This is a genomic window from Achromobacter spanius, assembly GCF_029637605.1.
GTDB lineage: Bacteria > Pseudomonadota > Gammaproteobacteria > Burkholderiales > Burkholderiaceae_B > Achromobacter > Achromobacter spanius_E.
Genome location: NZ_CP121261.1, coordinates 5,191,475 through 5,215,861 on the forward strand (window position 1 = coordinate 5,191,475; position 24,387 = coordinate 5,215,861).

26 protein-coding genes and 1 tRNA gene are annotated in these 24,387 nt (G+C 64.3%); 13 read left to right on the forward strand and 14 right to left on the reverse strand.

What is annotated here, in order from left to right; all coding sequences use genetic code 11:
• Positions 1–29 precede the first annotated feature (29 nt).
• Positions 30–722 (reverse strand): tellurite resistance TerB family protein, encoded by a 693-nt coding sequence (locus P8T11_RS23135; RefSeq protein ID WP_100853171.1) that lies wholly within the window; start codon positions 720–722, stop codon positions 30–32.
• Positions 723–880: 158 nt separating this feature from the next.
• On the opposite strand from P8T11_RS23135, the gene P8T11_RS23140 reads away from it, so the two are divergent.
• Positions 881–1,279 carry an OsmC family protein gene (locus tag P8T11_RS23140; RefSeq protein WP_268079833.1) on the forward strand — a complete coding sequence of 133 codons (399 nt, stop codon included), beginning with the start codon at positions 881–883 and terminating at the stop codon, positions 1,277–1,279.
• Positions 1,280–1,325: 46 nt separating this feature from the next.
• Here P8T11_RS23140 and fabI read toward each other — a convergent pair whose 3' ends face one another.
• From fabI to gloB, 3 genes are all read right to left on the reverse strand, one after another.
• Positions 1,326–2,111, reverse strand: a complete 786-nt coding sequence (gene fabI / locus P8T11_RS23145) for an enoyl-ACP reductase FabI (RefSeq protein WP_268079832.1) — start codon at positions 2,109–2,111, stop codon at positions 1,326–1,328.
• Positions 2,112–2,234: 123 nt separating this feature from the next.
• Complete coding sequence (locus tag P8T11_RS23150; RefSeq protein WP_268079831.1) at positions 2,235–3,653, reverse strand: transglycosylase SLT domain-containing protein; 1,419 nt, start codon at positions 3,651–3,653, stop codon at positions 2,235–2,237.
• Positions 3,654–3,660: 7 nt separating this feature from the next.
• Positions 3,661–4,482: a hydroxyacylglutathione hydrolase gene (gene gloB / locus P8T11_RS23155; protein WP_268079830.1), complete on the reverse strand. Its 822-nt coding sequence runs from the start codon at positions 4,480–4,482 to the stop codon at positions 3,661–3,663.
• Positions 4,483–4,502: 20 nt separating this feature from the next.
• Between gloB and P8T11_RS23160 the strand changes: the two genes are divergently transcribed.
• The 7 genes from P8T11_RS23160 (at position 4,503) to P8T11_RS23190 (ending at position 11,543) form a co-directional block, all read left to right on the forward strand.
• Entirely contained in the window at positions 4,503–5,282 is a 780-nt protein-coding gene (locus P8T11_RS23160; RefSeq protein ID WP_268079829.1) for a class I SAM-dependent methyltransferase, read from the forward strand.
• A 52-nt stretch (positions 5,283–5,334) separates the two neighbouring features.
• Positions 5,335–5,796, forward strand: a complete 462-nt coding sequence (gene rnhA / locus P8T11_RS23165) for a ribonuclease HI (protein ID WP_268079828.1) — start codon at positions 5,335–5,337, stop codon at positions 5,794–5,796.
• Positions 5,797–5,985: 189 nt separating this feature from the next.
• Positions 5,986–7,071, forward strand: coding sequence for an efflux RND transporter periplasmic adaptor subunit (locus tag P8T11_RS23170; protein WP_268079827.1), 1,086 nt, complete (start codon positions 5,986–5,988; stop codon positions 7,069–7,071).
• A gap of 33 nt (positions 7,072–7,104) precedes the next feature.
• Positions 7,105–10,221: an efflux RND transporter permease subunit gene (locus P8T11_RS23175; protein ID WP_268079826.1), complete on the forward strand. Its 3,117-nt coding sequence runs from the start codon at positions 7,105–7,107 to the stop codon at positions 10,219–10,221.
• A 3-nt stretch (positions 10,222–10,224) separates the two neighbouring features.
• The gene (gene dnaQ / locus P8T11_RS23180; protein WP_268079825.1) at positions 10,225–10,947 is read left to right on the forward strand and encodes a DNA polymerase III subunit epsilon; all 723 of its coding nucleotides are present in this window, start codon (positions 10,225–10,227) and stop codon (positions 10,945–10,947) included.
• 61 nt (positions 10,948–11,008) lie between these two features.
• Positions 11,009–11,083, forward strand: a tRNA-Val gene (locus P8T11_RS23185).
• Between the two features lie 292 nt (positions 11,084–11,375).
• Positions 11,376–11,543 (forward strand): hypothetical protein, encoded by a 168-nt coding sequence (locus tag P8T11_RS23190; RefSeq protein ID WP_268079824.1) that lies wholly within the window; start codon positions 11,376–11,378, stop codon positions 11,541–11,543.
• Here P8T11_RS23190 and P8T11_RS23195 read toward each other — a convergent pair.
• The 5 genes from P8T11_RS23195 to P8T11_RS23215 all read right to left on the reverse strand — a co-directional run bounded on the left by P8T11_RS23195 (position 11,530) and on the right by P8T11_RS23215 (position 15,702).
• Positions 11,530–11,982 (reverse strand): YaiI/YqxD family protein, encoded by a 453-nt coding sequence (locus P8T11_RS23195; protein ID WP_268079823.1) that lies wholly within the window; start codon positions 11,980–11,982, stop codon positions 11,530–11,532. The genes P8T11_RS23190 and P8T11_RS23195 overlap by 14 nt on opposite strands.
• 6 nt (positions 11,983–11,988) lie before the next feature.
• Positions 11,989–12,255, reverse strand: a complete 267-nt coding sequence (locus P8T11_RS23200; RefSeq protein WP_088590330.1) for a hypothetical protein — start codon at positions 12,253–12,255, stop codon at positions 11,989–11,991.
• 42 nt (positions 12,256–12,297) lie between these two features.
• Positions 12,298–13,800, reverse strand: coding sequence for a TAXI family TRAP transporter solute-binding subunit (locus P8T11_RS23205; protein ID WP_268079822.1), 1,503 nt, complete (start codon positions 13,798–13,800; stop codon positions 12,298–12,300).
• Complete coding sequence (gene gltS, locus P8T11_RS23210) at positions 13,797–15,005, reverse strand: sodium/glutamate symporter (protein ID WP_268079821.1); 1,209 nt, start codon at positions 15,003–15,005, stop codon at positions 13,797–13,799. Before gltS ends, P8T11_RS23205 begins: the two co-directional genes overlap by 4 nt.
• 163 nt (positions 15,006–15,168) lie before the next feature.
• The gene (locus P8T11_RS23215) at positions 15,169–15,702 is read right to left on the reverse strand and encodes a GNAT family N-acetyltransferase (protein ID WP_268079820.1); all 534 of its coding nucleotides are present in this window, start codon (positions 15,700–15,702) and stop codon (positions 15,169–15,171) included.
• Positions 15,703–15,939: 237 nt separating this feature from the next.
• Here P8T11_RS23215 and P8T11_RS23220 point away from each other — a divergent pair, with 237 nt between their 5' ends.
• Positions 15,940–17,040: a glycosyltransferase family 2 protein gene (locus P8T11_RS23220; RefSeq protein ID WP_268079819.1), complete on the forward strand. Its 1,101-nt coding sequence runs from the start codon at positions 15,940–15,942 to the stop codon at positions 17,038–17,040.
• Positions 17,041–17,060: 20 nt separating this feature from the next.
• Here P8T11_RS23220 and P8T11_RS23225 read toward each other — a convergent pair whose 3' ends face one another.
• Entirely contained in the window at positions 17,061–17,453 is a 393-nt protein-coding gene (locus P8T11_RS23225) for a GtrA family protein (protein ID WP_268079818.1), read from the reverse strand.
• Positions 17,454–17,489: 36 nt separating this feature from the next.
• Here P8T11_RS23225 and P8T11_RS23230 point away from each other — a divergent pair, with 36 nt between their 5' ends.
• Positions 17,490–18,299 (forward strand): ChbG/HpnK family deacetylase, encoded by an 810-nt coding sequence (locus tag P8T11_RS23230; protein ID WP_268079817.1) that lies wholly within the window; start codon positions 17,490–17,492, stop codon positions 18,297–18,299.
• Positions 18,300–18,317: 18 nt separating this feature from the next.
• Here P8T11_RS23230 and P8T11_RS23235 read toward each other — a convergent pair whose 3' ends face one another.
• A complete protein-coding gene (locus P8T11_RS23235) occupies positions 18,318–19,196 on the reverse strand; it encodes a LysR family transcriptional regulator (protein WP_268079816.1) in 879 nt (292 codons plus the stop codon).
• Positions 19,197–19,289: 93 nt separating this feature from the next.
• Here P8T11_RS23235 and P8T11_RS23240 point away from each other — a divergent pair, with 93 nt between their 5' ends.
• Positions 19,290–19,829, forward strand: a complete 540-nt coding sequence (locus P8T11_RS23240) for a multidrug/biocide efflux PACE transporter (protein WP_268079815.1) — start codon at positions 19,290–19,292, stop codon at positions 19,827–19,829.
• On the opposite strand, the gene P8T11_RS23245 is transcribed toward P8T11_RS23240, so the two are convergent.
• From P8T11_RS23245 to P8T11_RS23255, 3 genes are all read right to left on the reverse strand, one after another.
• Entirely contained in the window at positions 19,826–20,713 is an 888-nt protein-coding gene (locus P8T11_RS23245; protein WP_268079814.1) for an alpha/beta hydrolase, read from the reverse strand. The two genes, P8T11_RS23240 and P8T11_RS23245, sit on opposite strands and share 4 nt — an antisense overlap.
• 100 nt (positions 20,714–20,813) lie before the next feature.
• Entirely contained in the window at positions 20,814–21,458 is a 645-nt protein-coding gene (locus P8T11_RS23250; RefSeq protein WP_268079813.1) for a LysE family translocator, read from the reverse strand.
• Positions 21,455–22,375, reverse strand: coding sequence for a DMT family transporter (locus P8T11_RS23255; protein ID WP_268079812.1), 921 nt, complete (start codon positions 22,373–22,375; stop codon positions 21,455–21,457). Before P8T11_RS23255 ends, P8T11_RS23250 begins: the two co-directional genes overlap by 4 nt.
• Positions 22,376–22,552: 177 nt before the next feature.
• Between P8T11_RS23255 and P8T11_RS23260 the strand changes: the two genes are divergently transcribed.
• Together P8T11_RS23260 and P8T11_RS23265 are read left to right on the forward strand one after the other, a co-directional pair.
• A complete protein-coding gene (locus P8T11_RS23260) occupies positions 22,553–23,968 on the forward strand; it encodes a PLP-dependent aminotransferase family protein (protein WP_418910318.1) in 1,416 nt (471 codons plus the stop codon).
• Positions 23,969–23,997: 29 nt separating this feature from the next.
• Positions 23,998–24,342: a TIGR01244 family sulfur transferase gene (locus P8T11_RS23265; protein ID WP_100853148.1), complete on the forward strand. Its 345-nt coding sequence runs from the start codon at positions 23,998–24,000 to the stop codon at positions 24,340–24,342.
• The last annotated feature ends 45 nt before the right edge of the window (positions 24,343–24,387 follow it).

Consider the following 24,387-nt stretch of genomic DNA (forward strand, 5'->3'; position numbering starts at 1 on the left):
CGGCGGTGCGCCGACGCCATCTCCTTCATTCAGGCGACCGCGCTCTTGGCATGCTGTTCCAGCTTTTCCTTCAAGCCGGGCTCCAGCCGGAGCTGACGCGCCAATTCGTCCAGGTAGGCGCGTTCCATATAGCTTTCCTCGTCCACGACGAGCAGGCTGGCCAAGTACATTTCCGCGGCCATTTCCGGCGTCTTGGCGGACTGGGCCACGGCAGCCGGGTCCAGCGGTCGCGACAATTCCGTTTCCAGCCACTGGCGGTCTTGGGCATCGGATGACAGCTTGGCCAATTCGGTTTCGAGCAGGCCGCGTTCTTCGGGGCCGATGTGGCCGTCGGCCTTGGCCGCGCCGATCATGGCGGTCAGCACGGCGTTGCTGTGTTGCTCGGCCTCGGGCGCGGGCAGGCGGTCCAGGGTTTGGGGCGGCGCGGCTTGTGCGCCACCGGCCTGGTTGCGCTGCCAGTCGCCATAAGCGCGATAGGCCAGCGCGCCCAGCGCCGCCATGCCGCCATACATGGCGACTTTGCCGCCGATCTTGCGTGCCTTCTTGCTGCCCATCAACAAGCCCAGCGCGCCTGCACCCAGCGCACCCCCACCCAGGCCGGTCAGGAACGAACCCTTGCCGCCTGCCGAGCCGCCCGTCGCGCCTTGCACGCGGTTGGTGGCGTCCGATAGCAGGCCTTGGCCCGATTGCAGCAATTGATCAAGAAGTTGTCTGGCGCTCATGCGTCCCCCTAAGTCAGTTCATGAATTGCGGATAGGGATATCCGACCAGTGGTGTGCCAATAAGTTCAGCATTTCGTCAGGTGTGGATGACGCTGGCGGATGCTACAAATTGGGCTTGCGGCATCCGCGACGGACACCGAACCCAGGAGAATGAATTCATGAGCATCCGCGTCCACCAGAATGCGCCCGACACGTTGCAATTCACCGCCACGGCCGAGGGCCACGACTTGCCGTTGGCGATGCCGCGGCCGCAAGGAGAAGGCCCCGATCCGCATGATTATTTCGACACCGCGCTGGGCGGATGCAAGGCGATGACGCTGATGGTCTACGCCCAGCGCAAGGAGCTGCCGCTGAAGTCGGTGGATGTGGAGGTGGTGCGCGACGCCAGCGAGGAGCGCAAGGGCGTGTATCGCCTGACGGCCAAGCTGACACTGCATGGCGACCTGTCAGACGCGCAGATTGATGAGCTTCTGGCGGTGGCCGAGAAATGCCCGATCCACAAGCTGATGACGGCGGTGGACGTGCAGGTGTCCACGTTGGTGGTACGGCCGGCTTGAGCTGGCCGTGGGGCGGGGGGAAAACCGCCCCGCCCCACGGCAAGTATCAGCCTTCCATGCCCGGGACGACGGTCGAGAAGCCGGCGTCCACGTGGGTGATTTCGCCGGTGACGCCGGCGGCCAGGTCCGACAGCATGAACGCCGCTACGTTGCCCACGTCGTCAATGGTGACGTTGCGGCGCAGCGGCGCCTGCGATTCCACGAACTTCAGGATGGACGAGAAGTCCTTGATGCCGCTTGCGGCCAGCGTCTTGATGGGACCGGCCGAAATGCCGTTGGCGCGAATGCCGCGCGGGCCCAGCGCCGTGGCCAGGTAGCGCACGCTGGCTTCCAGCGATGCCTTGGCCAGACCCATGGTGTTGTAGTTGGGAACCACACGCTCGGCACCCAGGTAGGTCAGGGTCAGCACCGACCCGTTGCGGCCTTCCATCAGCGGCAGCGCGGCCTTGGCCATGGCGGCAAAGCTGTAGGCGGAAATGTCGTGGGCGATGCGGAAGCCTTCACGCGACAAGCCGTCAAGGAAGTTGCCGGCGATGGCCTCGCGGGGGGCGAAGCCGATGGAATGCACCAGGCCGTCCAGGCCATCCCAATGCTGGGCCAGCTCGGTGAACGCGCCTTCAATCTGGCTGTCTTCGGCCACATCGCAAGGCAGCACGATCTTGCTGCCGAATTCTGCGGCGAATTCGACCACGCGATCCTTGAAGCGGTCGCCCACATAGGTGAACGCCAGTTCGGCGCCTTGCTGGTGACAGGCGCGCGCAATGCCGTAGGCGATGGATCGGTTTGAAAGCACTCCCGTAACGAGAATGCGCTTGCCGGCGAGAAAGCCCATGATGGTTCCTTTAGTTTTTTTCCTGCGGAAAGACCGCCCATTTTAAGGAGTTTGGCGGTATCCGCGTACGTGTAAAAACGGCGCCCACAGGGGGCGCCGTTCTGTGGTGACGACTGGCGGATATCAGCCGCGGGCGTTGGTGCCCGGCACACGCAAAGGGGTGCCGATCTTCAGGGCGCTGCCCTTGATGTTGTTCAGGGCGCGCAAGGCGTTGACCGAGGTGCCGTACTGCTTGGCCAATGAGAACAGCGTGTCGCCCTGGCGGACCTTGTGGGTGCGCACATTGGGGCGGGCGCTGGCAACGCGGGCCGCGGGCGCCGGTGCGGCGCGGCCGCGCGGGGCGGCAGCCTTGTTGTCGGATGGCGCCTGCTCCAGTGCGCCCACCGGCGCTGCCAGTGACGCCAGTTGCACGCCACCGTTGCCGGGGTCGCCGGGTACCAGCAGAGCCTGGCCCGACGCGGACTTCTGGCGCGAGCTGATGTCGTTGGTTTCGCGCAGTTCGGCCAGGGTCACGCCAAAACGCTTCGCGATCGAGGCGTAGGATTCGCCACGGCGCGAGTGATAGATCTTCCAGGCGCTCAGGTCGCCCTTGTAGTTCGTGAGGTTGGCGTTGAAGATTTCGACGCGGTCGGCCGGCAGCAGCAGGGTCGGGCCGTGATCGCCACGGATGACCGGGCGGTTGAACGACGGGTTCAGCGCCTTGAATTCGTCCAGCGGCATCTCGGCCAGCTTGGCGGCGATTTCAACGTCGATGTCGCTGTTCTTCTGCACCGTCACGAAGTAGGGCGTGTTGCCCACGGGGGGCAGCGACACCGCGTAGCGTTGCGGGTCGGCGATGATGTTCTTGATGGCCTGCAGCTTGGGCACGTAGTTGCGGGTTTCGCTGGGCATGTTCAAGGACAGGTAGTCCGTGTTCAAGCCGGCCGCTTCGTTCTTGGCCATGGCGCGTTGCACCGAGCCTTCGCCCCAGTTGTAGGAGGCCAGCGCCAGGTACCAGTCGCCCTGCATCTCAAACAGCTTTTCCAGATAGTCCAGCGCGGCGTTGGTCGACGCGATGGGGTCGCGGCGTTCGTCACGCCACCAATCCTGCTTCAAGTTGAAGTGCTGGCCGGTGGCCGGCACGAACTGCCACAGGCCCGAAGCCTGGGCGCGCGACAGGGCGGTGGGGTTGTAGGCGCTTTCCACGAAGGGCAGCAGCGCCAACTCCGTCGGCAGTCCGCGGCGGTTGATTTCGTCGACGATGAAGTACAGGTACTTGCCCGCGCGTTCGGCCATGCGCTGAACGGACTCGGGGTGGGACGCGTAGTAGTCGGTCCACTGCTGCGAGAGCTCGGTGTTCAGGTTGGGGATGGCGAAACCGCGGCGGATGCGGTCCCAGGCGTCGCTCGGCGGGTTGGTCAGGTCAACCGTTCGGGACGTATCCCGGGCGATGTAACGCCCTTGGGAATTGGTGGTGAGATTTTTACTGTCGGGGGCTTTCGTTCCTGCGCAACCGGCGAGGACTGCCACCATGAGTGGCAGAAGGAGTCGGGATAGATTCATCAGGCGGTCACTTGAAATCGTTCTTCCATTCACGCAGGGAGGCAAAGACCTCTACCGGCGTAGGTTGAGTGTGTCCGGCCCAGCTGGCTGCGGCACGGATGACGTCGACTTGCTGCGTACGCAGAAACGGGTTCGTCGCGCGTTCCTGGCCGATAGTCGACGGAAGCGTGGGACGTCCTTCTGCACGTAATTGCTGGGCTCGCTGATACCACTGAAGCAGGGTGCGGTTGGCGGGATCCACAGCCAATGCCCAGCGCAAGTTCGCTAGAGTGTACTCGTGCGCGCAAAAAACCTGTGTATCTGGCGGTAAAACAGAAAATTTTTCCAAGGATTCATGCATTTGCGCGGGAGTTCCCTCGAAAAGCCGACCGCAGCCCCCGGCAAACAGCGTGTCGCCACAGAACAGAACGGGTTCTATTCCGGCCGCCCGACCGGTGTAGGCAATGTGTCCGGCGGTGTGCCCCGGCACGTCCAGCACGCGCAGATCCAGATCCAGCTCGGGCAGCGCCACGCGGTCCCCTTCGGCCAACGCCACATCGCAGCGTGGCAGGCGTTCCCGAGCCGGACCGTATACGGTAAGGTCCGCCATGCGTGACAATTCGAGAACACCACCCACATGGTCGCCATGATGGTGCGTGAGTAGAATGGCGCGCAGCCTCAAGCCTTCCTGCTCAAGCCATCGCAGTACCGGGCCCGCTTCACCGGGGTCCACCACGGCGGCGTTTTCGCCATGGACGATGGCCCAGATGTAGTTGTCGGTGAAGGCGGGTAGAGGCAAGACCGCGGCATGTTGCTCGCGGCCGCCTGCGGGGGCGGTCAAGGCTTGCATGAGATCCGAAGGAATAGAACGTGGCAGAAGAAACTCCGCCGATTGTAGAACTGGCCGAATGGTTCCAGACGCCACCGGGGCAGTACGCCCTGGCCTGGGAACGGGCCCAGTTCGACGCGGCTGTCGCGGATGTGTTTGGCTATTATGCCTGGCAGGTCGGCCTGGCCGACATGAATCTGCTGCGTGCCAACCGCATGCCTTTCAAGGGCTACGTGGGAACGGAAACCCCCTCGGCGGAAAGCGTTGCTGACTGGCAGTCGCGGGTGGTGCTGGCCGAACCCGAGGCCCTGCCATTCGAATCGCAAAGCGTGGACCTGCTGATTCTGCCGCATGCCTTTGAATGCACGCAGGACCCGCACAACGTCCTGCGCGAGGTCGAGCGCGTGCTGGTGCCGGAGGGGAGGGTCGTGATTTCCGGCTTCAACCCCTGGAGCATGTGGGGCGCGCGCACGCGCATGCCCGGCATGGAGCCCTGGCTGCCGCAACCTCCCTCGTCGCAAGTGTCGCTGCCGCGCCTGAAAGACTGGTTCAAGCTGCTGTCTCTTGAGGTCGAGGAAAGCCAGTTCGGCTGCTATGCGCCGGCCTGCCGCAGCGAAAAATGGCTGCAGCGCTGGGGCTTCCTGGAGTCGGCCGGCGCCCGCTGGTGGAGCGTGGGCGGGGCGGTATATATGGTGTCGGCCGTCAAGCGCGTGGCCGGCATGCGTATCATCGGGGCGCCCTGGAAGACCAAGCCCAAGCGCGCGCGCGCCGCCTCCGTGGTGGTCAACCGCCACGCGGACGACGGTGTCGACCCCTCTTGAGCGCGGCGCCGCGCGTTTTACTTTGCACGAACAAGGACTATCAAGCAGCACCATGCAGGACAACAAAGCGATCGACCAGAAAGTGGAAATGTGGACCGACGGTGCCTGCAAGGGCAACCCGGGTCCGGGCGGCTGGGGCGTATTGCTGCGCGCGGGTGGCCACGAGAAAACCCTGCATGGCGGCGAACTCCAGACCACCAACAACCGCATGGAGCTCATGGCCGTCATTGAAGGCCTGCGGGCGCTCAAGCGCACTTGCGTCGTCACTATCCACACGGACTCGCAGTACGTGATGAAGGGCATGACCGAGTGGCTGGTGAACTGGAAGCGCCGTGGCTGGATGACCGCGGAGAAGAAGCCGGTCAAGAACGCCGATCTGTGGCAGGCGCTGGACGAGCAGGTGCAGCGGCATCAGGTGTCGTGGCGTTGGGTGCGCGGCCACACGGGCGACGAGGGCAACGAGCGGGCCGACCAGTTGGCGAATCTGGGCGTGGAAGTGGCCCGGCGGGCCTGAAGACATCGGGAAATACCCTGAAATCCGCCTGGAGAGGCGGATTTAGTTCTTTCATCCGGCTTCTGGATTGTTCCAGTATGTAAGTCCGGGTGCTACAGTGCCTTCCCCATTCCAGTTCCTGCGGCGTCGTACCAGTGGGGAATTCGGCGTGCGCCGCATCATAGCCACCTTCCACCGCCACATTCGCGCATGAAAAAAGCTGTACTGCTGGCCGCTGTTGCGGCCGGGTTGGCCGCGGGGGCCGCATTGGGCGTTTTTGTGCCGCGATGGCTGGCGCCCGGCGCAACCCCGTCCGCTCAGAACGCCGCCCAGCCGGTTGCCGCGCCTGCCGCACCCGTTCGGGTCGAGGTTGCCGCCGTCAAGGAAATTCCATTCGCGCGCGGCCTGTCCGCCGTGGGAAGCTTGCGATCGGATGAATCCGTCGTGTTGCGGCCGGAAGTGGCGGGGCGGATCCAAGCCATTGAATTCAAGGAAGGCCAGCCGGTGACCCGGGGCCAGGTGCTGATCCGGCTGGACGATTCCGTGCCGCGCGCCGAATTGGCGCAGGCGCGCGCCAACTTGACGCTGGCGCAAAGTCATTACCGGCGTGCCGTGGAGTTGCAGGGCAAGGGTTTCGTCAGTCAGCAGGCGCGCGACGAGTCCGCCAGCACACTGAAAGTGCAGGAGGCGGCCGTGGCGTTGGCGCAGGCGCGCCTGGACAAGATGACGATTTTGGCGCCGTTTGCCGGCATCGTGGGCTTGCGCAGCGTGTCCGTGGGCGACTACGTCAACCAGGGGCAGGACCTGGCGCCGCTGGAAGCGATCGACCCCTTGAAAGTGGACTTTCGCGTGCCCGAAATGTACTTGAGCAAGGTGCGCGTGGGCCAGCAACTGACGCTGCGCCTGGACGCGTTGCCGGGGCAAGAGCGCCAAGGCCAGGTCTATGCTGTCAGCCCGTTGGTTGACGCGGGCGGCCGGTCCATCCTGCTGCGCGCCACGGTTAACAACAATGACGCGGTGCTGCGCCCGGGCATGTTCGCGCGCGTGCAGTTGATGTTCAATCAGGACAAGGCGCTGGTGGCGCCGGAAGCCGCATTGTCGCCGTCGGGTGAAACGCAGTACGTTTACCGGGTCAAGGACGGCAAGGCTGAAAAGCGCGAAGTCACCATCGGCGAGCGCCGCGAAGGCCGCGTGGAAATCCTGACTGGCGTGGCGGTGGGCGACCAGCTTGTGGTGGCGGGCATACAGCGCGTGACGGACGGCGCCGCCGTCAACGTCGTCGGCGGCGGCTCGTGAGCGCGGCCCCTCTCTCTTTTTAGCGGTGACGCAATGCGTATCTCGGAAACCTGCATCAAGCGGCCGGTGTTTGCGTCGGTACTGTCGCTGATCATTGTCCTGATTGGGCTGATCTCGTATTCGCGCCTGACGGTGCGCGAATATCCGAAGATCGACGAACCCATTGTTTCGGTGGATACGACCTACAAGGGCGCCTCGCCCGAGGTGATCGAATCCCAGGTGACCAAGCCGCTGGAAGACCAGTTGGCCGGCATCGAGGGCGTAAACGTGATGACCTCGCGCAGCCGCTCCGAACGCAGCCTGATCAACATCAAGTTCAACCTGTCTCGCGACCCCGACGCGGCGGCCGCGGAAGTGCGCGACAAAGTCTCGCGCGCACGGCGCTTTTTGCCCGATGAGATCGACGAGCCCATCATCGGCAAGGTCGAGGCTGATTCCCAACCCATCATGTACATCGCGGTGGAAGCGGGGTCGTATTCGGCGATCCAGACGTCCGACTACATCAACCGCTACATCAAGACCCGGCTGTCCGTGCTGCCGGGGGCGGCGGAAGTGCGTGTGTTTGGTGAACGCCTGCCGTCCATGCGCATCTACGTGGACCGCGACAAGCTGGCCGCCTACGGCTTGACCGTGCAAGACGTGGAAGCCGCGCTGCGCAGCCAGAACGTGGAGATTCCGGCCGGGCGCATTGAATCGCGGGCCCGCGAGTTTTCGGTGGTGTCATCGACCGACCTGCAAACGCCTGCGCAGTTCGAAGACGTGATTGTCGCAAACGTGAAGGGTTACCCGGTACGCCTGCGCGACGTTTCCACGGTAGAGATCGGCGCGGCCAACGACCGCATACTGTCGCGCTTCAACGGCAAGCCCGCCATCAATATCGGGCTCACCAAGCAATCCACCGCCAACCCGCTTGAGCTTTCCAAGGCGGCTCGCGAGGAGGTGGCGCGACTGAACGAAACGCTGCCGGCGGGCATGAAGCTGAACATCGCCTACGACTCGTCGGTGTTCATCGAGCGTTCCATCGATTCCGTGTTCCACACCATCGGCGAAGCCATCGTCCTGGTGGTGCTGGTGATCTTTTTCTTTTTGCGTAATCTGCGCGCCAGCATCATCCCCATCGTCACCATTCCTGTGTCGCTGGTGGGGGCCTGCGCGCTGATGTACCTGTTCGGCTTCTCGATCAACACGCTCACGCTGCTGGCCATGGTGCTGGCCATCGGGCTGGTGGTGGATGACGCCATCGTAGTGCTGGAAAACATTTTCCGGCACATCGAGGAAGGCATGCCGCGCAAGGAAGCGGCGCTGCGAGGGTCCAAGGAAATCGGCTTCGCCGTGGTGGCCATGACGATGACGCTGGTGACCGTTTACGCGCCGTTGGCGTTTGCCACGGGCCGCACCGGGCGGCTGTTCATTGAATTCGCGTTGGCGCTGGCCGGCGCGGTGCTGGTCTCGGGTTTCGTGGCCCTGACGCTGACACCCATGATGTGCTCGGTGCTGCTGCGCCATAAAAGCAGCCACAACCGCTGGTACAACCTCATCGAAGGCTGGCTTAACGCCTGGAGCAACGGCTATCGCCGCCTGCTGGGCGCGTCGCTGCGTCATCGTTGGCTGGTGGTGGTGATTGGCGTGGCGGTGGCGGCGGGCAGCGGCGTGCTGTTCAAGGTCGTCAAAAGTGAATTGGCGCCTGTGGAAGACCGTGGCGTGGTGTTCGGCATCGTCAATGCGCCCGAAGGCGCCACGCTGAATTACACGCTGGACAGCATGCTGGGCATCGAGAAGTTCTATGCAAATATTCCCGAGGCCAGCGGCAGTCAGGTCACGGTGGGCTTTCCCACCGTGACGGACGGCACCGCGATTCTGCGTCTGAAGCCCTGGGAAGAGCGCAGCCGCAAGCAGCAGGAAATCACCCGGCTGTTGCAGCCGCAATTCGCTTCCCTGCCGGGCGTGCGGGCATTTCCCACCAACCCGCCATCACTGGGCCAGTCCGCCCGGTCCAAGCCGATCGAATTCATCATCATGAGCCAGGCGTCCTACCCGGAATTGGCGCGTCTGACCGAGGTCTTCCTGACCGAGCTGCGCAAGTATCCCGGCCTGCTCAACCTGGATACGGACCTGCGCTTGAACACCCCCGAATTGCGGGTGCGGGTGGACCGCGACAAGATGGCCGACGTGGGCGCCAACGTGGACACCGTGGGCCGCACGCTGGAGTCCATGTTGGGCGGGCGCCAGGTCACGCGCTACAAGGACGAGGGCGAGCAGTACGACGTGATTGTGCAGGTCACGCCACGCGACCGCGCCAACCCCACTGATATTTCCGGCATCTACGTGCGGGCGCGCGATGGCAGCATGGTGCAGTTGGACAACCTGCTGGGCGTGCATGAAGGCGTGTCGCCGCAGTCGCTGAACCACTTCAACCGTCTGCGCGCGGTCAAGATCGATGCGGCGGTCGCGCCGGGCTACGCGCTGGGCGAAGTGCTGACGCACATGCACCAGGTGGCGCGCGACGTGCTGCCCAACACCATCATCACGGACCTGGATGGCCAGTCGCGCGAGTTCCGCGATTCATCGGGCAGCATTTACCTGGTCTTTGGCATGGCGCTGGCCTTCATCTACCTGGTGCTGGCCGCGCAATTCGAAAGCTGGCGCAACCCCTTCATCATCATGTTGTCGGTGCCGCTGTCCATGACGGGAGCGCTGCTGGCGCTGTGGTTGACGGGCGGCACGCTGTCGATTTACAGCCAGATCGGCCTGATCACGCTGGTGGGCTTGATTACCAAGCACGGCATTCTGATCGTGGAGTTCACCAACCAGTTGCGCGACGAAGGCAAGGAACTGTTCACCGCGGTGATCGAGGCCAGCGTGCTGCGGCTGCGCCCCATTTTGATGACGACGGGGGCGATGGTGCTGGGCACCGTGCCGCTGGCCTTGTCCACGGGGGCCGGGGCAGAATCGCGCCAGCAGATCGGCTGGGTGCTGGTGGGTGGGCTGTTGCTGGGTACACTACTGACCTTGTTCGTCGTGCCGGTGGCCTATACGCTGATTGCCACCGCACGCAAGAAACCCGGCCACGCCGGTAGCGCGGAGCACCCGCCGGCCCACCCGCCGGGCGCCCACACGCCGCCGTCTTCGGCCAATGCAGCGTCGGAATAAGTCATGCGCCAGATCATCTTTGACACGGAAACCACCGGACTGGACCCCGCACAGGGTCACCGCATCGTTGAGATCGGCTGCGTGGAACTGGTCAACCGGATGCCCACGGGCAATAACCTGCACATCTACTTGAATCCGGACCGCGACAGCGACCCCGAGGCCCTGGCGGTACACGGGCTGACGACGGAGTTCCTGTCCGACAAGCCGCGCTTTGCCGAGGTGGCGGACAAGTTCGTCGAGTTCATCCAGGGCGCCGAACTGATCGCGCACAACGCCGCGTTCGATGTGAAGTTCTTCAACGCCGAGCTGGCCAAGACGGGCCGCGGCCCGATCTCCGAGTTCTGCGAAGCCATCACTGATTCACTGCTGCACGCTCGGTCGCTATTCCCGGGCAAGCGAAATTCGCTGGACGCCCTGTGCGACCGCTTCGGCATTTCGAACGCACACCGCACGCTGCACGGCGCATTGCTGGACTCGCAATTGCTGGCGGAAGTGTGGCTGGCCATGACGCGCGGGCAGGACGCCCTGCTGATCGATGTGGACGACAACGATGGCGCGGGCAGCGACGGCATCGTGTTGGCGAAGTTTGACGCTTCGGGTCTGATCGTGCTGAAGGCCAGCGATGAAGAGCTGGCCGAGCATGACGCCTATCTGGCCGCGCTGGACAAATCGGTGGGCGGCGAGTGCGTGTGGCGCAAGCTGGATGCGCCGGTGACGGCGGCGTAAATAATCGCCCCGTTCCGCTTGCGCACGTTTTTAAATCTATGCTATTATTTCGCCTCTTTCAGGGTGGTTAGCTCAGTGGTAGAGCACTGCCTTCACACGGCAGGGGTCACAAGTTCGAAACTTGTACCACCCACCAAAGACCCTTGGAAGGCTGCGCGGGAATTCATTTATTGCCGTTGTTGCCCAAGCAAAGCGTGAAAGCGCAGTGTCATTTGGAACTAGCAAACCAGTTGAAAAACTGGAGAGCAAAGAAGAAAGAAAAAGAAAGGAAAAAAAAAGCAAAGCAAGCCAACCCTAACCGGTTGGCTTTTTTGTTTTCTTGACCTGGCGCAAGCACCGCGCTTGCCGTTGTGCGCGATCGCGTCCCGGCGTCCCTATGATTGTTTTGCGGCAACCTGAGCTTGCCGGAACATAGGCGGGAGACGTCCATGCATGCCCACACCAACACCATGTTGATCATTGTCGTCACGGGCGTGGCGATGATGCTGATCGGCTTCGGCTTTCGCGACCGCAATATCGGGATGGGATTGATGGGCGTTGGCCTGATCACGGCCATCGGCACCATCTTGTACAAGGCCTACATCACTTTTTATTGAGACGCGCCAGCAGCGTATCCAACTGATTGGCGAACGCCTTGCGGTCGGCCTGGCTGAACGATGACGGGCCGCCCGTATCGATACCGGCGGCTCGTAGTTCTTCCATCATGTCGCGCATCGCCAGCCTTTCCCGGATGGTTTCTGGCGAATAGCGCTCGCCCCTCGGGTTAAGCGCCATCGCGCCTTTGGCCAGCACTTCGGCGGCCAGCGGAATGTCGGCGGTAATGACAAGGTCGCCGGGTTCCGCGCGTTCGACGATGTGTGCGTCGGCCACGTCGAAGCCGCGCGGCACCTGTACGGCGCGGATCAGTGGCGAAGGGGGCGTGAATAGCGCCTGGTTGGCCACCAAGGTCAGCGGCACCTGCCAGCGCTGCGCTGCGCGGAACAAAATGTCTTTGATGACTACGGGACAGGCGTCCGCGTCGACCCAGATGTGCATAAAAGCTTATTCGCCCAAGGCTTTCTGCAGGACGTCGGCCACGATGTCATTCGTGGACACGCCGCGTTCGGCGGCCAGGGCACGCAGCTTGTCAGCGTGCGCCTGCGACAGCTTCAGCGGAAACGGCACCAGGCCAGCCGCTTGGTCCAGCTTGCGCTGTTCACGGCGGTCGGGCGCCTGCGAGGCCACGCCGAAGCGGTCGGGGGTGGCGGACTGCTTGAGCTGGCCGGCCAATTTCAAGGCCTGGTTCTTTTGGAGGTCGAATTTATTCATGGGAATTCCTGATTAGGAGCGCAATCATAAGCGCATCCGCGATCAGCGCGGCGTGGCGCGCTCCAACCCGGCCAAACCTTCCTCGGCGCCGTCATGCAGCGGCACGCTCAGGCCGCGTCGCGCATTGGCAACCGACACCTGCGCGCCTTGCGCCGAGCCAGCGGCGAGCAGGTCCTGGCCAGTCTGGTAAACGGCACGCACCATCACCAGTGCTTCGTCGCGGGTCAGGTTTGCCGTAGTGAGCAACAGCGCGGCCGTGCCGACGGTGGCGATGGGGGCGGGCTGATTGGGATACGTGCCTGCCGCGATCTCCAACGGCATCAGGTCGCCATTGCCTGCCGTCAGCGATTTGATGGCGGCGGGGTCCAGGGGCAGCAGTTTCAACTGCGCCTGGGTCAGCGCATCGCGTAGCGGCGTGGCGGGTACGCCGATCACTTGAGCCGCCGCATCCACCGTACCGGCGTTCAGCGCGGGCAATGACGTGGCGAAAGGCGTGTCGGCCACCGTGTAATCGCGCCCCGGTTGCAGCCCGTGGGCGGCCAGTACCGTTTCCAGCGTGGCGCGCACGGCGGAACCTTCTGGCCCCAACGCAATGGTCTTGCCCTTCAGGTCGCGCACGCCCCGTATCGCGGGGTCGTCGCGCACCACGATATGAACCAGTTCCGGATACAGGCTGCCCAGCGCGCGCAGGCTACCGAAGGCTCCTTGTGCGGCGAACGGGCCGCGGCCTTCATAGGCCAGGCGCGCGGTGTCGGCTTGCGCCAGCCCCACCACGGCGTCGCCACTGCGCAGCAATGCAATGTTCTCGGCACCGCCGCCGGTAATGAGCGGCGTTACGCGGATTTGGCGGGCGCGTGCCACGGCGCTTAGCGCACGCGCGAACGCCACGTACTCGCCACGATCGGGGCCCCCCGCCAGCGGGTAGCCTTGTTGCAGACGCGCCAACCGGCCGTTGATGCGCGCGACCGACCGTTCCAGTTCCTGTTGCACAACATTCTGTGCGGTGCTTGACGCGCTGTAGGCGACGGAATGGGTGATCTGATCCAGCGCGTCCAGCAATCGCCGGGTGACGGGCGGCGGAGCACCAGTATCCAGCGATGGCGCTTCCGCTGCCTTGAAGCCGGCCGGCGTGACGCGCTTCCAGGTGTCGCCCTCTTGGCGGTAGATGGCGCTGGCGTGCGCGACCAGGCGGTCGCCGGCCTGGTTGCCGCCGGACTTCACGCCGATGATGCTGCGCGGACCCGCGCCCAGCAATGTCACCAACGACGCCGCGCCGGGTTGGTCCCAGGCTCCCAGTGCGATGTCGCGCCCCAAGGTCAGTTCGACGTCGTAATACACCACGCGGCGGCTTTCGCCCGCCGGCGCATTGCTGTCGGCGGCTGAGCCGCGTCGTTTCAGGTCGGTAATGCGGAACAGCCCTTCGCCATAGGTGGTGGCCAGGGCGGTGTCGACGTCGGCACGTAGCGCATCGGCGTCGGGCGCACGGCTGCAAGCGGCCAGCATCAGGCAGAGCGCGATCAGGACAAGGCGTTTGAACATGGTCACATGCCCCCCACGAACGGCAAGGAGATCAAGGACGTCAACACGATGACGTTCAGGATGTCGACCAGGAATGCGCCCGTGACCGGCACCACGATGAATGCTTCCGGCGCGGGGCCGTGCCGGCGCGTCAGGGCTTGCATGTTGGCGATGGCGGTGGCGGTGGCGCCCAGGCCGAAGCCGCAGAATGCGGCCGACATAATGGCTGCTTCGTAGTCGCGCTTGAGCAGCCGGAACACCACCCAGGCGGCGTACAGCGCGCAGAACAGCGTCTGCACCAGCAGCATCAGGGCCAGCGGGCCGGCCAGCCGCGCCACGCTGGACAGGTCCAGCGTCATCATGGTCATGCCCAGGAAGAGCGACAGCGCGATGGTGCCGATGATCTCAGTGGCGCGGTCGTCCAGCTTCAGGCCGAGGCGGGCGCCGCCATTGCGGATGAGCACGCCGGTGGCCAGACACCACAGGAAGTTGGGCAGGCTGACGGGGGCGCCCTCGACCAGCATGGCCAAATAACCGCCCACAACCAGGCAGACAAACGCCGCCGTCATCGACCCGATGAACGACCCGGCGGTGGCGGGCTGCGTGGGCTCGGCAAGGTCGGGCACGTGGTTGCCGGCGTGTGCCTGGGGGTCCAGGCTGCCGGCCAGCTTGTGCCGGCGCATCAGCCATTCCGCCACCGGTCCGCCCACCACGCCGCCCAGCACCAGGCCCAGGGTGGCGGACGTCATCGCCAGCGCCATCACGTCCTGGATGTTGTTGAAGTCGGCGAAGCGCGTTGCATAGGCCGCGCCGGTTCCATGTCCGCCCACCAGGGTGATCGTGCCACCCAAGAGGCCCATCAGCGGATGCATGTCCAGCAGCCAGGCCATGCCCAGACCCAGGGCGTTCTGCAAAACCAGGAATGGGATCAGCGCCAGCAGAAAGGCGATCAGGCGGGGGCCGCCCTTGGCCAGCAATTTCAGGTTTGCCGTGAGGCCAATGCAGCCGAAGAACAGCAGCAGCAGGGTCGGCCTGATGCTGGTTTCCATCGACACGGAAACGCCGCCCCAGTTCGCCAGTGCGTAGGCCAGGATGGCAAACAACAGACCGCCCACGATGGGGTCGGGAATGCTGTAGCGGCGCAGGATGCCGATGTTGTTGGTCAGCACGCGGCCGATGACTAGCACCAGGCAGCAGGCAAGCAGGGACTGGACGGGCGAAAGCGAAATCATATAAACCTTCGCGCCCGGGCGGGGCGCAGCAAGTCAGACTATCGGAACCGTTGCCGCCACTTCTTTTGGACTGCGGCCCTATATTACGGCTGCGCATGTCCCGATGTATAGAAAAGAAGCGTCAACGCGGGGCGCTTGCAATGCAAGGCCCGGGAAGGGGCGGCTACAGCGGAAAGCTGCGCGCCATGTAGCTGGCTTGAGGGCCGTAGCCCGCCAATTTGTCGGCCAAGGCCAGATCGTTTTGATCAGGCCCGGCATTTTTTTCGGACGCCCCGTTGGCGGCGGATACGGGGCGGTAGCCATGGCGGTGCCAGTAGCTTGCCGCCGACGCCAGCGACACCAGGCTTGCGCGTTGTAGTCCGCATTCCATGGCGCGCGCGGCCGCGGTGCGCAGCAGCGCCTGGCCCACCCCCAGCCCTTGCGCCGACGGCGCCACGGCGCAGTCGTGCAGGAACCAGTGGTCCGCTTGCGGGGGCAGTCTCGTCAACGCCACGTCCAGGGCAGGCGGCAAGCCCGCGTCCCAGGGATACGAAATCAGATAGCCCAGCAGGGCGTCATCGTCTGACCCGCAAGCGACCCAGCAGTGATCGGGCGCGAGCGTCCAGCGATTCAGGAAAAACGCAGCGCTTTCCAGCAGAAAGTCGGGATAGGCAAGGGCCTGGGTATCCAAGATGCCGTCCACGTCGGTGGCAAGCATAGGTCGGACTCGATATTGCATGACGGCCTGTAAAGATAAAAACTGGCGCGCATTTTAACGATGCGGGCCGGGATGCCACTACGCGGGGCGTTACGAATGGGGGACGTATAGCAGCGGTCACGCGGTTTGCGCCGGGCGGTCTGGCAGGGCGCGCGCTGGGCTATTTCATGAAAATTCGACGCAGTGCCGCACATACTTCGCGTCATTGCATTCCCTGCATTTCTAGACCAGCGTCTTATGCATCTTCATCTCCGGTCTGACCCGATCCCTCGGCGCGCGCTGCCCCACCCGTACCCGCTGGAAACGCCCCGGTCAGCGAAAGCGGCGGTCGTCTCCGCCGACGCGCCAGCCTTGGTGGCCGCGGTGGTCCCCGTAGCGGTGCCATATGACAGTTGTATCTCCTGCGTGGTTCCCTGCCTGAACGAAGCCGAGAATCTGCGTGTCCTGTTGCCGCTCTTGCGTAGCCGGCTGTCGGCGCTCTGCACCCGCTGGGAAATCATCGTTGCGGACGATGGCAGCACGGACGCCACGGAATCGCTGATGGCCGAATGGACGCAGCACGCGGGCTTTCGCTACGTGCAGCTATCCCGCAACTTTGGCAAGGAAGCCGCGCTGAGCGCCGGGCTGCAAGACGCGACCGGCGACGCCGTGATCTGCCTGGATGCAGACCTGCAGCATCCGCCCGCGTTGATCGAACAGATGCTGGCCCGCTGGGCCGCGGGCGCGGAGATGGTTTACGCCGTGCGCGAAAGCCGGCATGACGAATCGTGGTTCAAGCGTTCCGGCGCGCGCTGGTTCTACAAGCTGTTGAGCAGTGCTCGTGGCGTGGATGTGCCGGCGCACGCGGGCGACTTCCGCCTGATGGACCGGGGCGTGGTGGACGCGCTGAACGCCTTGCCCGAACGCACCCGCTTCATGAAGGGCTTGTACGCCTGGGTCGGCTTCAAAGGCGAGGCGCTGCCTTACACGCCTGACGAACGCATGCATGGCGACAGCCGTTTCGGCGGCCTGCGCCTGTTTCGCCTGGCGCTGGACGGTTTGACGGCCTTTACCACCTGGCCGTTGCGGCTGGTAAGCCTGGCAGGCGTGGCCTTCGCGTTCGCCGCGATGTCTTATGCGGCCTATCTGGTGGGCGACTACCTGCACTCTGGCAACCCCGTTTCGGGGTGGACGACCATCGTCACTGCCGTGCTTTTCTTTGCCGGCGTGAACCTAATTTCGTTGGGCGTCGTGGGCGAATACGTTGCCCGCATCTTTGACGAGGTCAAGGGGCGACCGCTTTATGTGGTCCGCCAACGGCGCGGCCAAACCATGGACGCCGGCAAGCCCGGGGTCTGAGCCCGGGGCACGTGCGCCGTTCAGGTGGCGGGCTTGCGAAACGCCCACAGCCTGCTGGCCACGAATGTGGCGAACGCCAGGGCGATCAGGATCAGGGCCAGCAAGACGTCGTAGCGGATGTTGGTGGTGTGCAGCAACAGCGCATAGGCCGACTCGTTGATGACGAAGCCCGCTGCTGAAATCAAGAAGAAACGACGGATTGCTATGGTCCAGGGAATTTGGGCATGTTTGAACGTCAGCCGATAGTGGCCCGCGAACGACACCGCGAAGGCGGCCAGCCATCCGATCAGGTTGGCAGCCAGCGGCGGCATGGCGAAGGCCTCGACGCAGCCGACGGCAACCGCCCAATGAGTTGCGGCCGCGGCACATCCGACGGCAATAAAGAGGCTGATCTGATGAAGCAAGGCGCGCATTGGGCCAGCGTGAATGGGAATCTTGAGGGAAACGCAATGAGCAAACGAGTCATTGTCTGCGGCGACGATTTTGGCATGAATGCCGACATCGATGAAGGCATGATCGCGTTGGCCGACATGCGCCGAATCAGTGCGGTCAGTTGCCTGGCGCTGGGTCCCACGTTCGCCGCCAACGCTCGCCGCCTGGCCGAACGCAACGTCGACATCGGCCTGCACGTGAATCTGACCGAAGCGCTGGGCGCCGGGGCCATGCCCATGCCTTCCTTGGGCAAGCTGATCTTCAGTGCGTATGCGGGCCGCCTGGACACTGACTGGGTCCGGACGCAGTTGAACCAGCAGTTCGATGCGTTTGAGGCCGCGTTCGGCCGCGCGCCGGACTATGTCGACGGTCATCAGCACGTGCATCAGTTGCCGGGCATACGCGATCAGGTGTTGTCGCAGTTGAAGCGGCGTCAGGGCACGCACCAGCCCTGGTTACGCCAGACCGCGCCGGGCATGCTTTGCGGCATTCCGCTCAAGGAATCGATCAAGGCGCGCGTCATCGGAGCGTTGGGTGGGGGGGCGTTGGCGCGCCAGGCTAGCCGCGACGGGTTACGTACCAATCGTCGGCTGCTGGGCGTGTATGGATTCGACGGCGGCAAGCGGCGTTATGCGGATCTACTGCAGAACTGGTTGTTCAATGCGCGCGATGGGGACTTGCTGATGTGCCACCCGGCCATGCGCGTCCAGGAGGGCGATCCGATGTCGAACCAACGTCGTGCCGAGTTCGATGTGCTGGCCAGCCCCAAGCTGGGTGACTGGATGAACGCCAATGGCGTGCGCATCTCTCGGCTGCCCGCGTATTGAGTTCCGGCAAGGCGCTGATCAGCCCTGCCGGGGCGCGTCGCGCGTCAGGCTGTCCAGCAGCCACGCACCCGCCGGCCCCAAGGCGCGGCGGGTCGACCATACGGCATCGACGCGGATGTGGCGGGGCCAACCCGGTACCGTCAATTCCACGAGCTGGTCGCGGCCAAAGCGTTGAATCATCCAGCGGGGCAGTTCGGCCCAGCCAAAGCCCAGGCTCGCCATTTCCAGCAGCATCAGGTAACCCGGCGCCGACCAGGTCGCGTTGGGCGGCGCCGCGTCCTTATCGTCCAACTCGAAGGTGCTCAGGCGCAGTTCGCGTTCGAGCCTGAGCGCATCGGTGCCGACGTTGGGCTGGCTGGCAAGCGGATGGTTGCGGCCCACGCACAGCACGATCTCGGACAGCTCCGGCAGCGTTGCATGCGCCACGTCGGGTGGATAATCGTCCTGTGCGGCCATCAGGCCCAGGTGCGCGCGGCCCTGCTGCACCAGCGCCACCACGTCTTCGTATTCGGCGATCAGGCATTCAAAGCGCAGCGCGGGGTAGCGCTGGTCGATCTGGCTGAGCATGTTCTCGAATGTCTTCGACTGGAACGTGTCCGAAAGCACCACGGTCAGTCGGGGCTCCAGGCCGTCGGCCAACTGGTTGGCGCTGCGGTTGAAGCGGTCGTTGGCGGCCAGCACCTGTAGCGCCTGGCCCAGCAGCACCTGGCCGGCCTCGGTCAGGGCGGGCTGCCGCTGACTGCGGTTGAAGAGGGTGACGTTAAGGTCCACTTCCAGGTTGGCGATGGTCTCGCTGATGGTGGACTGGCTTTTGCCTAGCTTGCGGGCGGCGGCGGAGAAGGAGCCTTCAGAGGCGACCTGGGCGAACGCAGCAAGGGATTCAAGCGAATGGCGCATTTTTATCGGATTTTCCGATGGATAGTATCTTTATCGTACCGGAAATATCGTCGAAAATCGTCGCCGTTTCCTCAAATCGACCGCAGGTGGGTCATGTCGCAATCCTCCAAAACCCCAAGCACCAAAACCCTTAAAGAGCGCTTCTTCCACGCTTTCCTGTTCGAAATCCTCGCCATCGGCCTGTGCGCGCCAGCCGCCGCCTGGGCCATGGGCAAATCCTTGTTCGAAATGGGCGTGCTGACCGCGGTGATCGCCTGGATCGCCCTGGTGTGGAACATGATCTACAACGCCGGATTCGACCGCCTGGAAAGCCGCTTGGGGTTCACCCGCAACATGCGCGTGCGGGTCGTCCACGCCTTCGGCTTCGAGCTGGGCCTGATCCTGATCGTGATTCCGCTGGCGGCCTGGTGGCTCAATATCAGCCTGTGGGAAGCCTTCGTGCTGGACATCGCGCTGGTGCTGTTCTACCTGCCCTATGCCTTCCTGTACAACCTGGCCTACGACCGCTCGCGCCCGCGCGTCATGGCGTGGCTGGGCCGCGGCAAGGTGGACGCGGTGCCGCCCGCGGCCGCCACCATGCACAGCAGCGCTTCCCGCAGCGGTAGCGAAATGGCGCGCGAAGGTGGGGTTTAGCCTTCCTTGCGCGTATAGGCGCGCGAGGCGTCCTGCATGAAGGTTTTTACGGCGGCGTCGTATTGCGGGCCGCTCCGGAAGGCGCCCGAGTGCGACGCGCCTTCAATCTTTACCAGCCGCTTCAGCTCCGGTGCCACGTTGCGGGCGGCGGCGAACAACTCGTCGCTCATCGTGTGCGGCACGACGCGGTCGGCGGTGCCATGCATGAACAACATGGGCGTGCGCATGCGCGCCAGCTTGTCCACCGAGTCAAAGGGCTGGGTCACCAACAACCCGGCGCCAGGGACTTTGCCCCAGCGCAATGTGCCCAGCATGGCGCCGATGCTGGTGAAGCTGGATTCCACGATCAGACCGGCAAAGTCGGGTTGCTCGGGGCGGGCCGCCAGGTCGATGGCGATGGCGCCGCCCAGGCTGTGGCCATAGACGAAGCGGCGCGCGGGGTCGGGTTGCAGTCGGGCCAATTCCTTCAGCCCCGCCATGGCGTCTTCAAGGGCACTTTCTTCCGAGGGCAGGCGCGGCGTCGACGCCCCGAAGCCCCGGTAGTCGATGGCCAGTATCGAATAGCCCATGCGCGTCCAGCCGTCGATGCGAAAGGCGCTGCCGTTCAGGTTCCAGCGCGCGCCGTGCAGGTAGAGCACGGTAGGCGCCTTTGGCTTGGGGCTTTGCCAGTACCAGGCGCGAATCTTGTCGCCATTGGCCAGCTTTAGGTCATAGACCTCGGTGCCAGCGGCGGGTTCGCGCCACCAGGTCTGTGGTTCGGACTGGGGGGAGAAGATCGTCTGGCGTTGCCAGGAGTCCAACTGCGAGCAGCCGACCACGCTGGCGGCGGCAAGCACGGCGGCGACGAATAGTCGGCGGGGCGAAAAGCGGGGCAGGGCGGGCATGGAAAATATGACCCTGTCGGGCCGGCTGGGTTCCGCCGTCAGCATACTCCCGGGGGTGCCGGGGCCGTCAACACCCGCTCTTTCGCCTGCCGGCCCGGGTTCAGTGCAGCAGGTCCAGCGCGACCGGGTACAGGGATGCAACCAGCAACAGCGCCATGCCCACATTGAAAGCACGAATCGCCCAAGGCTTGTGCAGCACCCGGCGCAGCCCGGTGCCGAAGGTAACCCACACGCCGATGCTGGGCAGGTTGACCACGCCGCACACCAGCGTGGCGATGACCAGGTTCGCGAAAAAGCCGTTTTGCGGCGTATAGGTGGCCACAACGCCCACCGCCATGACCCAGGCCTTCGGGTTGACCCACTGGAACGCCGCGGCTTGCAAGAACGTAAACGGCTTGCCGCGCGCCTCGCCGTCTTCCATATCGCCGGAGTTGGCAATCTTCCAGGCCAGGTAAAGCAAATAGGCCGCACCGCCGTACTTCAGCACGGTGTAGAGCTCGGGCATTTGCTGGAACACCGAACCCAGGCCGATGCCCACCAGGAAAATCATCAAGGTGAACCCCAGGTTCACGCCCAGCAGGTGGGGCATGCTGCGGCGAAAGCCGAAGTTCAAGCCGGACGACGCCAACATGACGTTATTGGGTCCCGGCGTAATCGAGCTGACCAGCGCAAACAGGGCCAGCGGCCCCAACAGCGACATGGAAGCCAGGGGCACATCGGCCCAGTTGGTCGGGAACAGATTCATTTTTGGGTCCTTACGATGGCGCGGCGTCCGCCGGCAATAACGGCGATCACGGCAGCGGCAAAGACGAACGTCGACGCCTCCACGGATTCGCCAAACAACAATGCGGCCGCTACGACGGTCAGGAAGGGTTGCAGCAACTGCACTTGTCCTACCCGGGCAATGCCGCCCACGGCCAGGCCGCGATACCAGGCGAAGAATCCAAGGAACATAGATCCGATCGCAAGATACGCGCAAGCTGACACCACGGCCGCGCTTGGCCAGGTGGCTTGCGCGGCCATCCAGCCAACCGGCGCGACGACAACGGGCGCGCTGATCGCCAGCGCCCAACAAATGGTGCGCGAGCCACCCAGCGTGCGCGCGGCGCGTCCACCTTCCGCATAGCCCATGCCGCCCAGCACAACGGCCAAGAGCAACCACAGATAGCCCGTGCTCAAGGTGCCGTCGCCCTGGCGCAGCGCATAAACCGTCACCAGTGCCGCGCCCACGATCGCCCAGCCCCAAAAGGCGGCAGAGGGCCGTTCGCCGCTGCGTAATGCGGCAAAGGCAGCGGTCGACAGCGGCAGCAGCCCGTTGAACACCGCGCCGTGCGCGGCAGGCACCGTCTGCATCGCCATGGACGATGCCAGGGGCCAGCCCACCACGATGCCCAAGGCGGCAAGAATGACGCCGGGCCATTCCTGCCGGTTCGGTCGCCGGCTGCGCGTCACCCAGAGCAGGGCGACGGCCGGTACCGCCGCCACCAGCGCTCGCCCCAGTCCGACCAATAGCGGAGCCAGTTCGGCCACGGCCAGACGGGTCATGGGCAGCGTCAGGGAAAAGACCAGGACACCCAGAAAGCCGTATCCATAGCCTTCCCATACAGAAGAGGGCGCGGTGGGGACCGCCGGGGCCGGGGGATAGAGCGTGGAGCGGGTCATGTGATTACCGGAAAACAAGAGGACGTCACCCATTGCGGGCAAGCCGTATTGCTGTCACTCTACGCATAGTTATCGGTACAGTACCGGTACACTTTGGCATATCACTTTAATCACTGGCCTGGTCAAATTCCCATGACAGTTGCTCCTCCCCCCGCTTCCTCCCTGCCTTGGCTGCCCGTGCGCCAGGCCGATGCCTCGCTGGTGACGCAGTTGGCCGACGGCCTGGCCCGTCGAATCGACGAACAAGGCCTGCGTCCGGGAACGCGGCTGCCGTCCATCCGCAAAATGGCCGAGCAGTCCGGTGTGAGCCGGTTTACGGTGGTCGAGGCCTATGACCGCCTGGTCGCCCGAGGCCTGGTGCAGTCGCGCCGTGGGGCCGGCTTCTTCGTCCGCGCGCGCAGCGGCCCCTTGGCGGCGGCGGCCACGGCCCCTGTCGCATCGCTGGCGCCGCCCGCGCGCATCGATATCGCCTGGCTGCTGCGCAGCATGTTTCGCGAAACCACCGCACAGGGCATGCCGGGCGGCGCGGGCTTGTTGCCGGCCGACTGGCTGGATCCGGAAATGGTGGCCGGCGCGGTGCGCGCGGTGGGGCGGTCGGTGCGTGCCAATCTGGTCAGTTACGGCCACCCGCAGGGCTTTGCGCCGTTGCGTCAGCAGATTGCGGCCACCTTGCAGAACGACGGTGTGCCCGCGCACCCCGAACTGAATCTGTTGACCACAAACGGGGTTACGCACGGCCTGGACCTGATCGCCCGGTATCTGGTCAAACCCGGCGACACCGTATTGGTCGAAGACCCCGCCTGGTTCGTCATCTTTGGCCGCCTGGCGGCATTTGGCGCACGCCTGATCGGCGTGCCGCGCGGGCCCGATGGCCCGGATATCGCCCTGTTGGAGCAACTGGCCGCCGAGCACAAGCCCAAGCTATTCATCATCAACAGCGCCGTCCACAACCCCACCGGCCACACGCTGTCCGCCGGCGTGGCCTACGACATTCTGCGCATCGCCGAACGCCATGACTTCATGGTCGTCGAGGACGACACCTATGGCGAACTGCATCCGGGCGGCGCCATGAAACTGGCCGTGCTTGACCGGCTGAACCGCGTCATCCTGGTCAGCGGCTATTCCAAGATGCTGGCCGCCAGCCTGCGCGTGGGCTACGTCGCGGCCAACCCCGACATTCTTCAGAAATTGGCTGACTTGAAAATGCTGGCCGGCCTGACTTCGCCTGAGCTGGGCGAGCGCGTGATCCATCGCGTGCTGATGGAAGGGCAGTACCGGCGCCACATCGAGCGCGTGCGCGCAAGAGTGGACGACGCGCGCCAGCGCTGCCTGAAAGGCTTGCTGAAGCTGGGCCTGACAGTGCCCCACGAGCCCAATGCCGGGATGTTCGTCTGGGCTGACTGCGGACGCGATAGCGAGGTGCTGGCGCGCGAGGCCGCCGACCAAGGGATGCTGCTGGCGCCGGGCACGCTGTTTTCTCCTTCGCAGGCGCCGTCGACCATGCTGCGCTTTTCCGTCTCGATCGCCGATGACCGCGGGATCTGGACCCAATTGGAAAAACTCTTCGCGCAAAACGGCTCCTACAATCAATAATATGCAGCTATCTATTTGAAGGAACCGCCATGTCCGCACCGATCAAACCCCTGACTGAAAACTTCGCCGTCGCGCCGCAACTCGGCCCCGACGACATGGCTGAAGTTGCCGCCGCAGGCTACAAGAGCGTCATCATCAACCGCCCCGATTTCGAAGGCGGCCCGGACCAGCCCACCGCCGCCGACGTGTCCAAGGCCGCCGAAGCGGCCGGCCTGAAAATCGAATACCAACCCGTGGTGGGCAGCGCCATGACGGTGTCGGATGTGGTTCGCTTTGCCGAACTGTTGAAAACCCTGCCGGGTCCAGTGCTGGCGTATTGCCGCACCGGCACCCGCTGCACCAACCTCTACGCCGCCGCTCAGCAACTGGGTTGACGTGCATCAAGCACGCGGGATTCCATTGATGTGGGCCGCGCGCCT

Coding starts and splice junctions, on each gene's coding strand:
- P8T11_RS23135 (WP_100853171.1), bottom strand. CDS start 722: ATGAGCGCCAGACAACTTCTTGATCAATTGCTGCAATCGGGCCAAGGC.
- P8T11_RS23140 (WP_268079833.1), top strand. CDS start 881: ATGAGCATCCGCGTCCACCAGAATGCGCCCGACACGTTGCAATTCACC.
- fabI (WP_268079832.1), bottom strand. CDS start 2,111: ATGGGCTTTCTCGCCGGCAAGCGCATTCTCGTTACGGGAGTGCTTTCA.
- P8T11_RS23150 (WP_268079831.1), bottom strand. CDS start 3,653: ATGAATCTATCCCGACTCCTTCTGCCACTCATGGTGGCAGTCCTCGCC.
- gloB (WP_268079830.1), bottom strand. CDS start 4,482: ATGCAAGCCTTGACCGCCCCCGCAGGCGGCCGCGAGCAACATGCCGCG.
- rnhA (WP_268079828.1), top strand. CDS start 5,335: ATGCAGGACAACAAAGCGATCGACCAGAAAGTGGAAATGTGGACCGAC.
- P8T11_RS23170 (WP_268079827.1), top strand. CDS start 5,986: ATGAAAAAAGCTGTACTGCTGGCCGCTGTTGCGGCCGGGTTGGCCGCG.
- P8T11_RS23175 (WP_268079826.1), top strand. CDS start 7,105: ATGCGTATCTCGGAAACCTGCATCAAGCGGCCGGTGTTTGCGTCGGTA.
- dnaQ (WP_268079825.1), top strand. CDS start 10,225: ATGCGCCAGATCATCTTTGACACGGAAACCACCGGACTGGACCCCGCA.
- P8T11_RS23190 (WP_268079824.1), top strand. CDS start 11,376: ATGCATGCCCACACCAACACCATGTTGATCATTGTCGTCACGGGCGTG.
- P8T11_RS23195 (WP_268079823.1), bottom strand. CDS start 11,982: ATGCACATCTGGGTCGACGCGGACGCCTGTCCCGTAGTCATCAAAGAC.
- P8T11_RS23200 (WP_088590330.1), bottom strand. CDS start 12,255: ATGAATAAATTCGACCTCCAAAAGAACCAGGCCTTGAAATTGGCCGGC.
- gltS (WP_268079821.1), bottom strand. CDS start 15,005: ATGATTTCGCTTTCGCCCGTCCAGTCCCTGCTTGCCTGCTGCCTGGTG.
- P8T11_RS23215 (WP_268079820.1), bottom strand. CDS start 15,702: ATGCTTGCCACCGACGTGGACGGCATCTTGGATACCCAGGCCCTTGCC.
- P8T11_RS23220 (WP_268079819.1), top strand. CDS start 15,940: ATGCATCTTCATCTCCGGTCTGACCCGATCCCTCGGCGCGCGCTGCCC.
- P8T11_RS23225 (WP_268079818.1), bottom strand. CDS start 17,453: ATGCGCGCCTTGCTTCATCAGATCAGCCTCTTTATTGCCGTCGGATGT.
- P8T11_RS23230 (WP_268079817.1), top strand. CDS start 17,490: ATGAGCAAACGAGTCATTGTCTGCGGCGACGATTTTGGCATGAATGCC.
- P8T11_RS23235 (WP_268079816.1), bottom strand. CDS start 19,196: ATGCGCCATTCGCTTGAATCCCTTGCTGCGTTCGCCCAGGTCGCCTCT.
- P8T11_RS23240 (WP_268079815.1), top strand. CDS start 19,290: ATGTCGCAATCCTCCAAAACCCCAAGCACCAAAACCCTTAAAGAGCGC.
- P8T11_RS23245 (WP_268079814.1), bottom strand. CDS start 20,713: ATGCCCGCCCTGCCCCGCTTTTCGCCCCGCCGACTATTCGTCGCCGCC.
- P8T11_RS23250 (WP_268079813.1), bottom strand. CDS start 21,458: ATGAATCTGTTCCCGACCAACTGGGCCGATGTGCCCCTGGCTTCCATG.
- P8T11_RS23255 (WP_268079812.1), bottom strand. CDS start 22,375: ATGACCCGCTCCACGCTCTATCCCCCGGCCCCGGCGGTCCCCACCGCG.
- P8T11_RS23265 (WP_100853148.1), top strand. CDS start 23,998: ATGTCCGCACCGATCAAACCCCTGACTGAAAACTTCGCCGTCGCGCCG.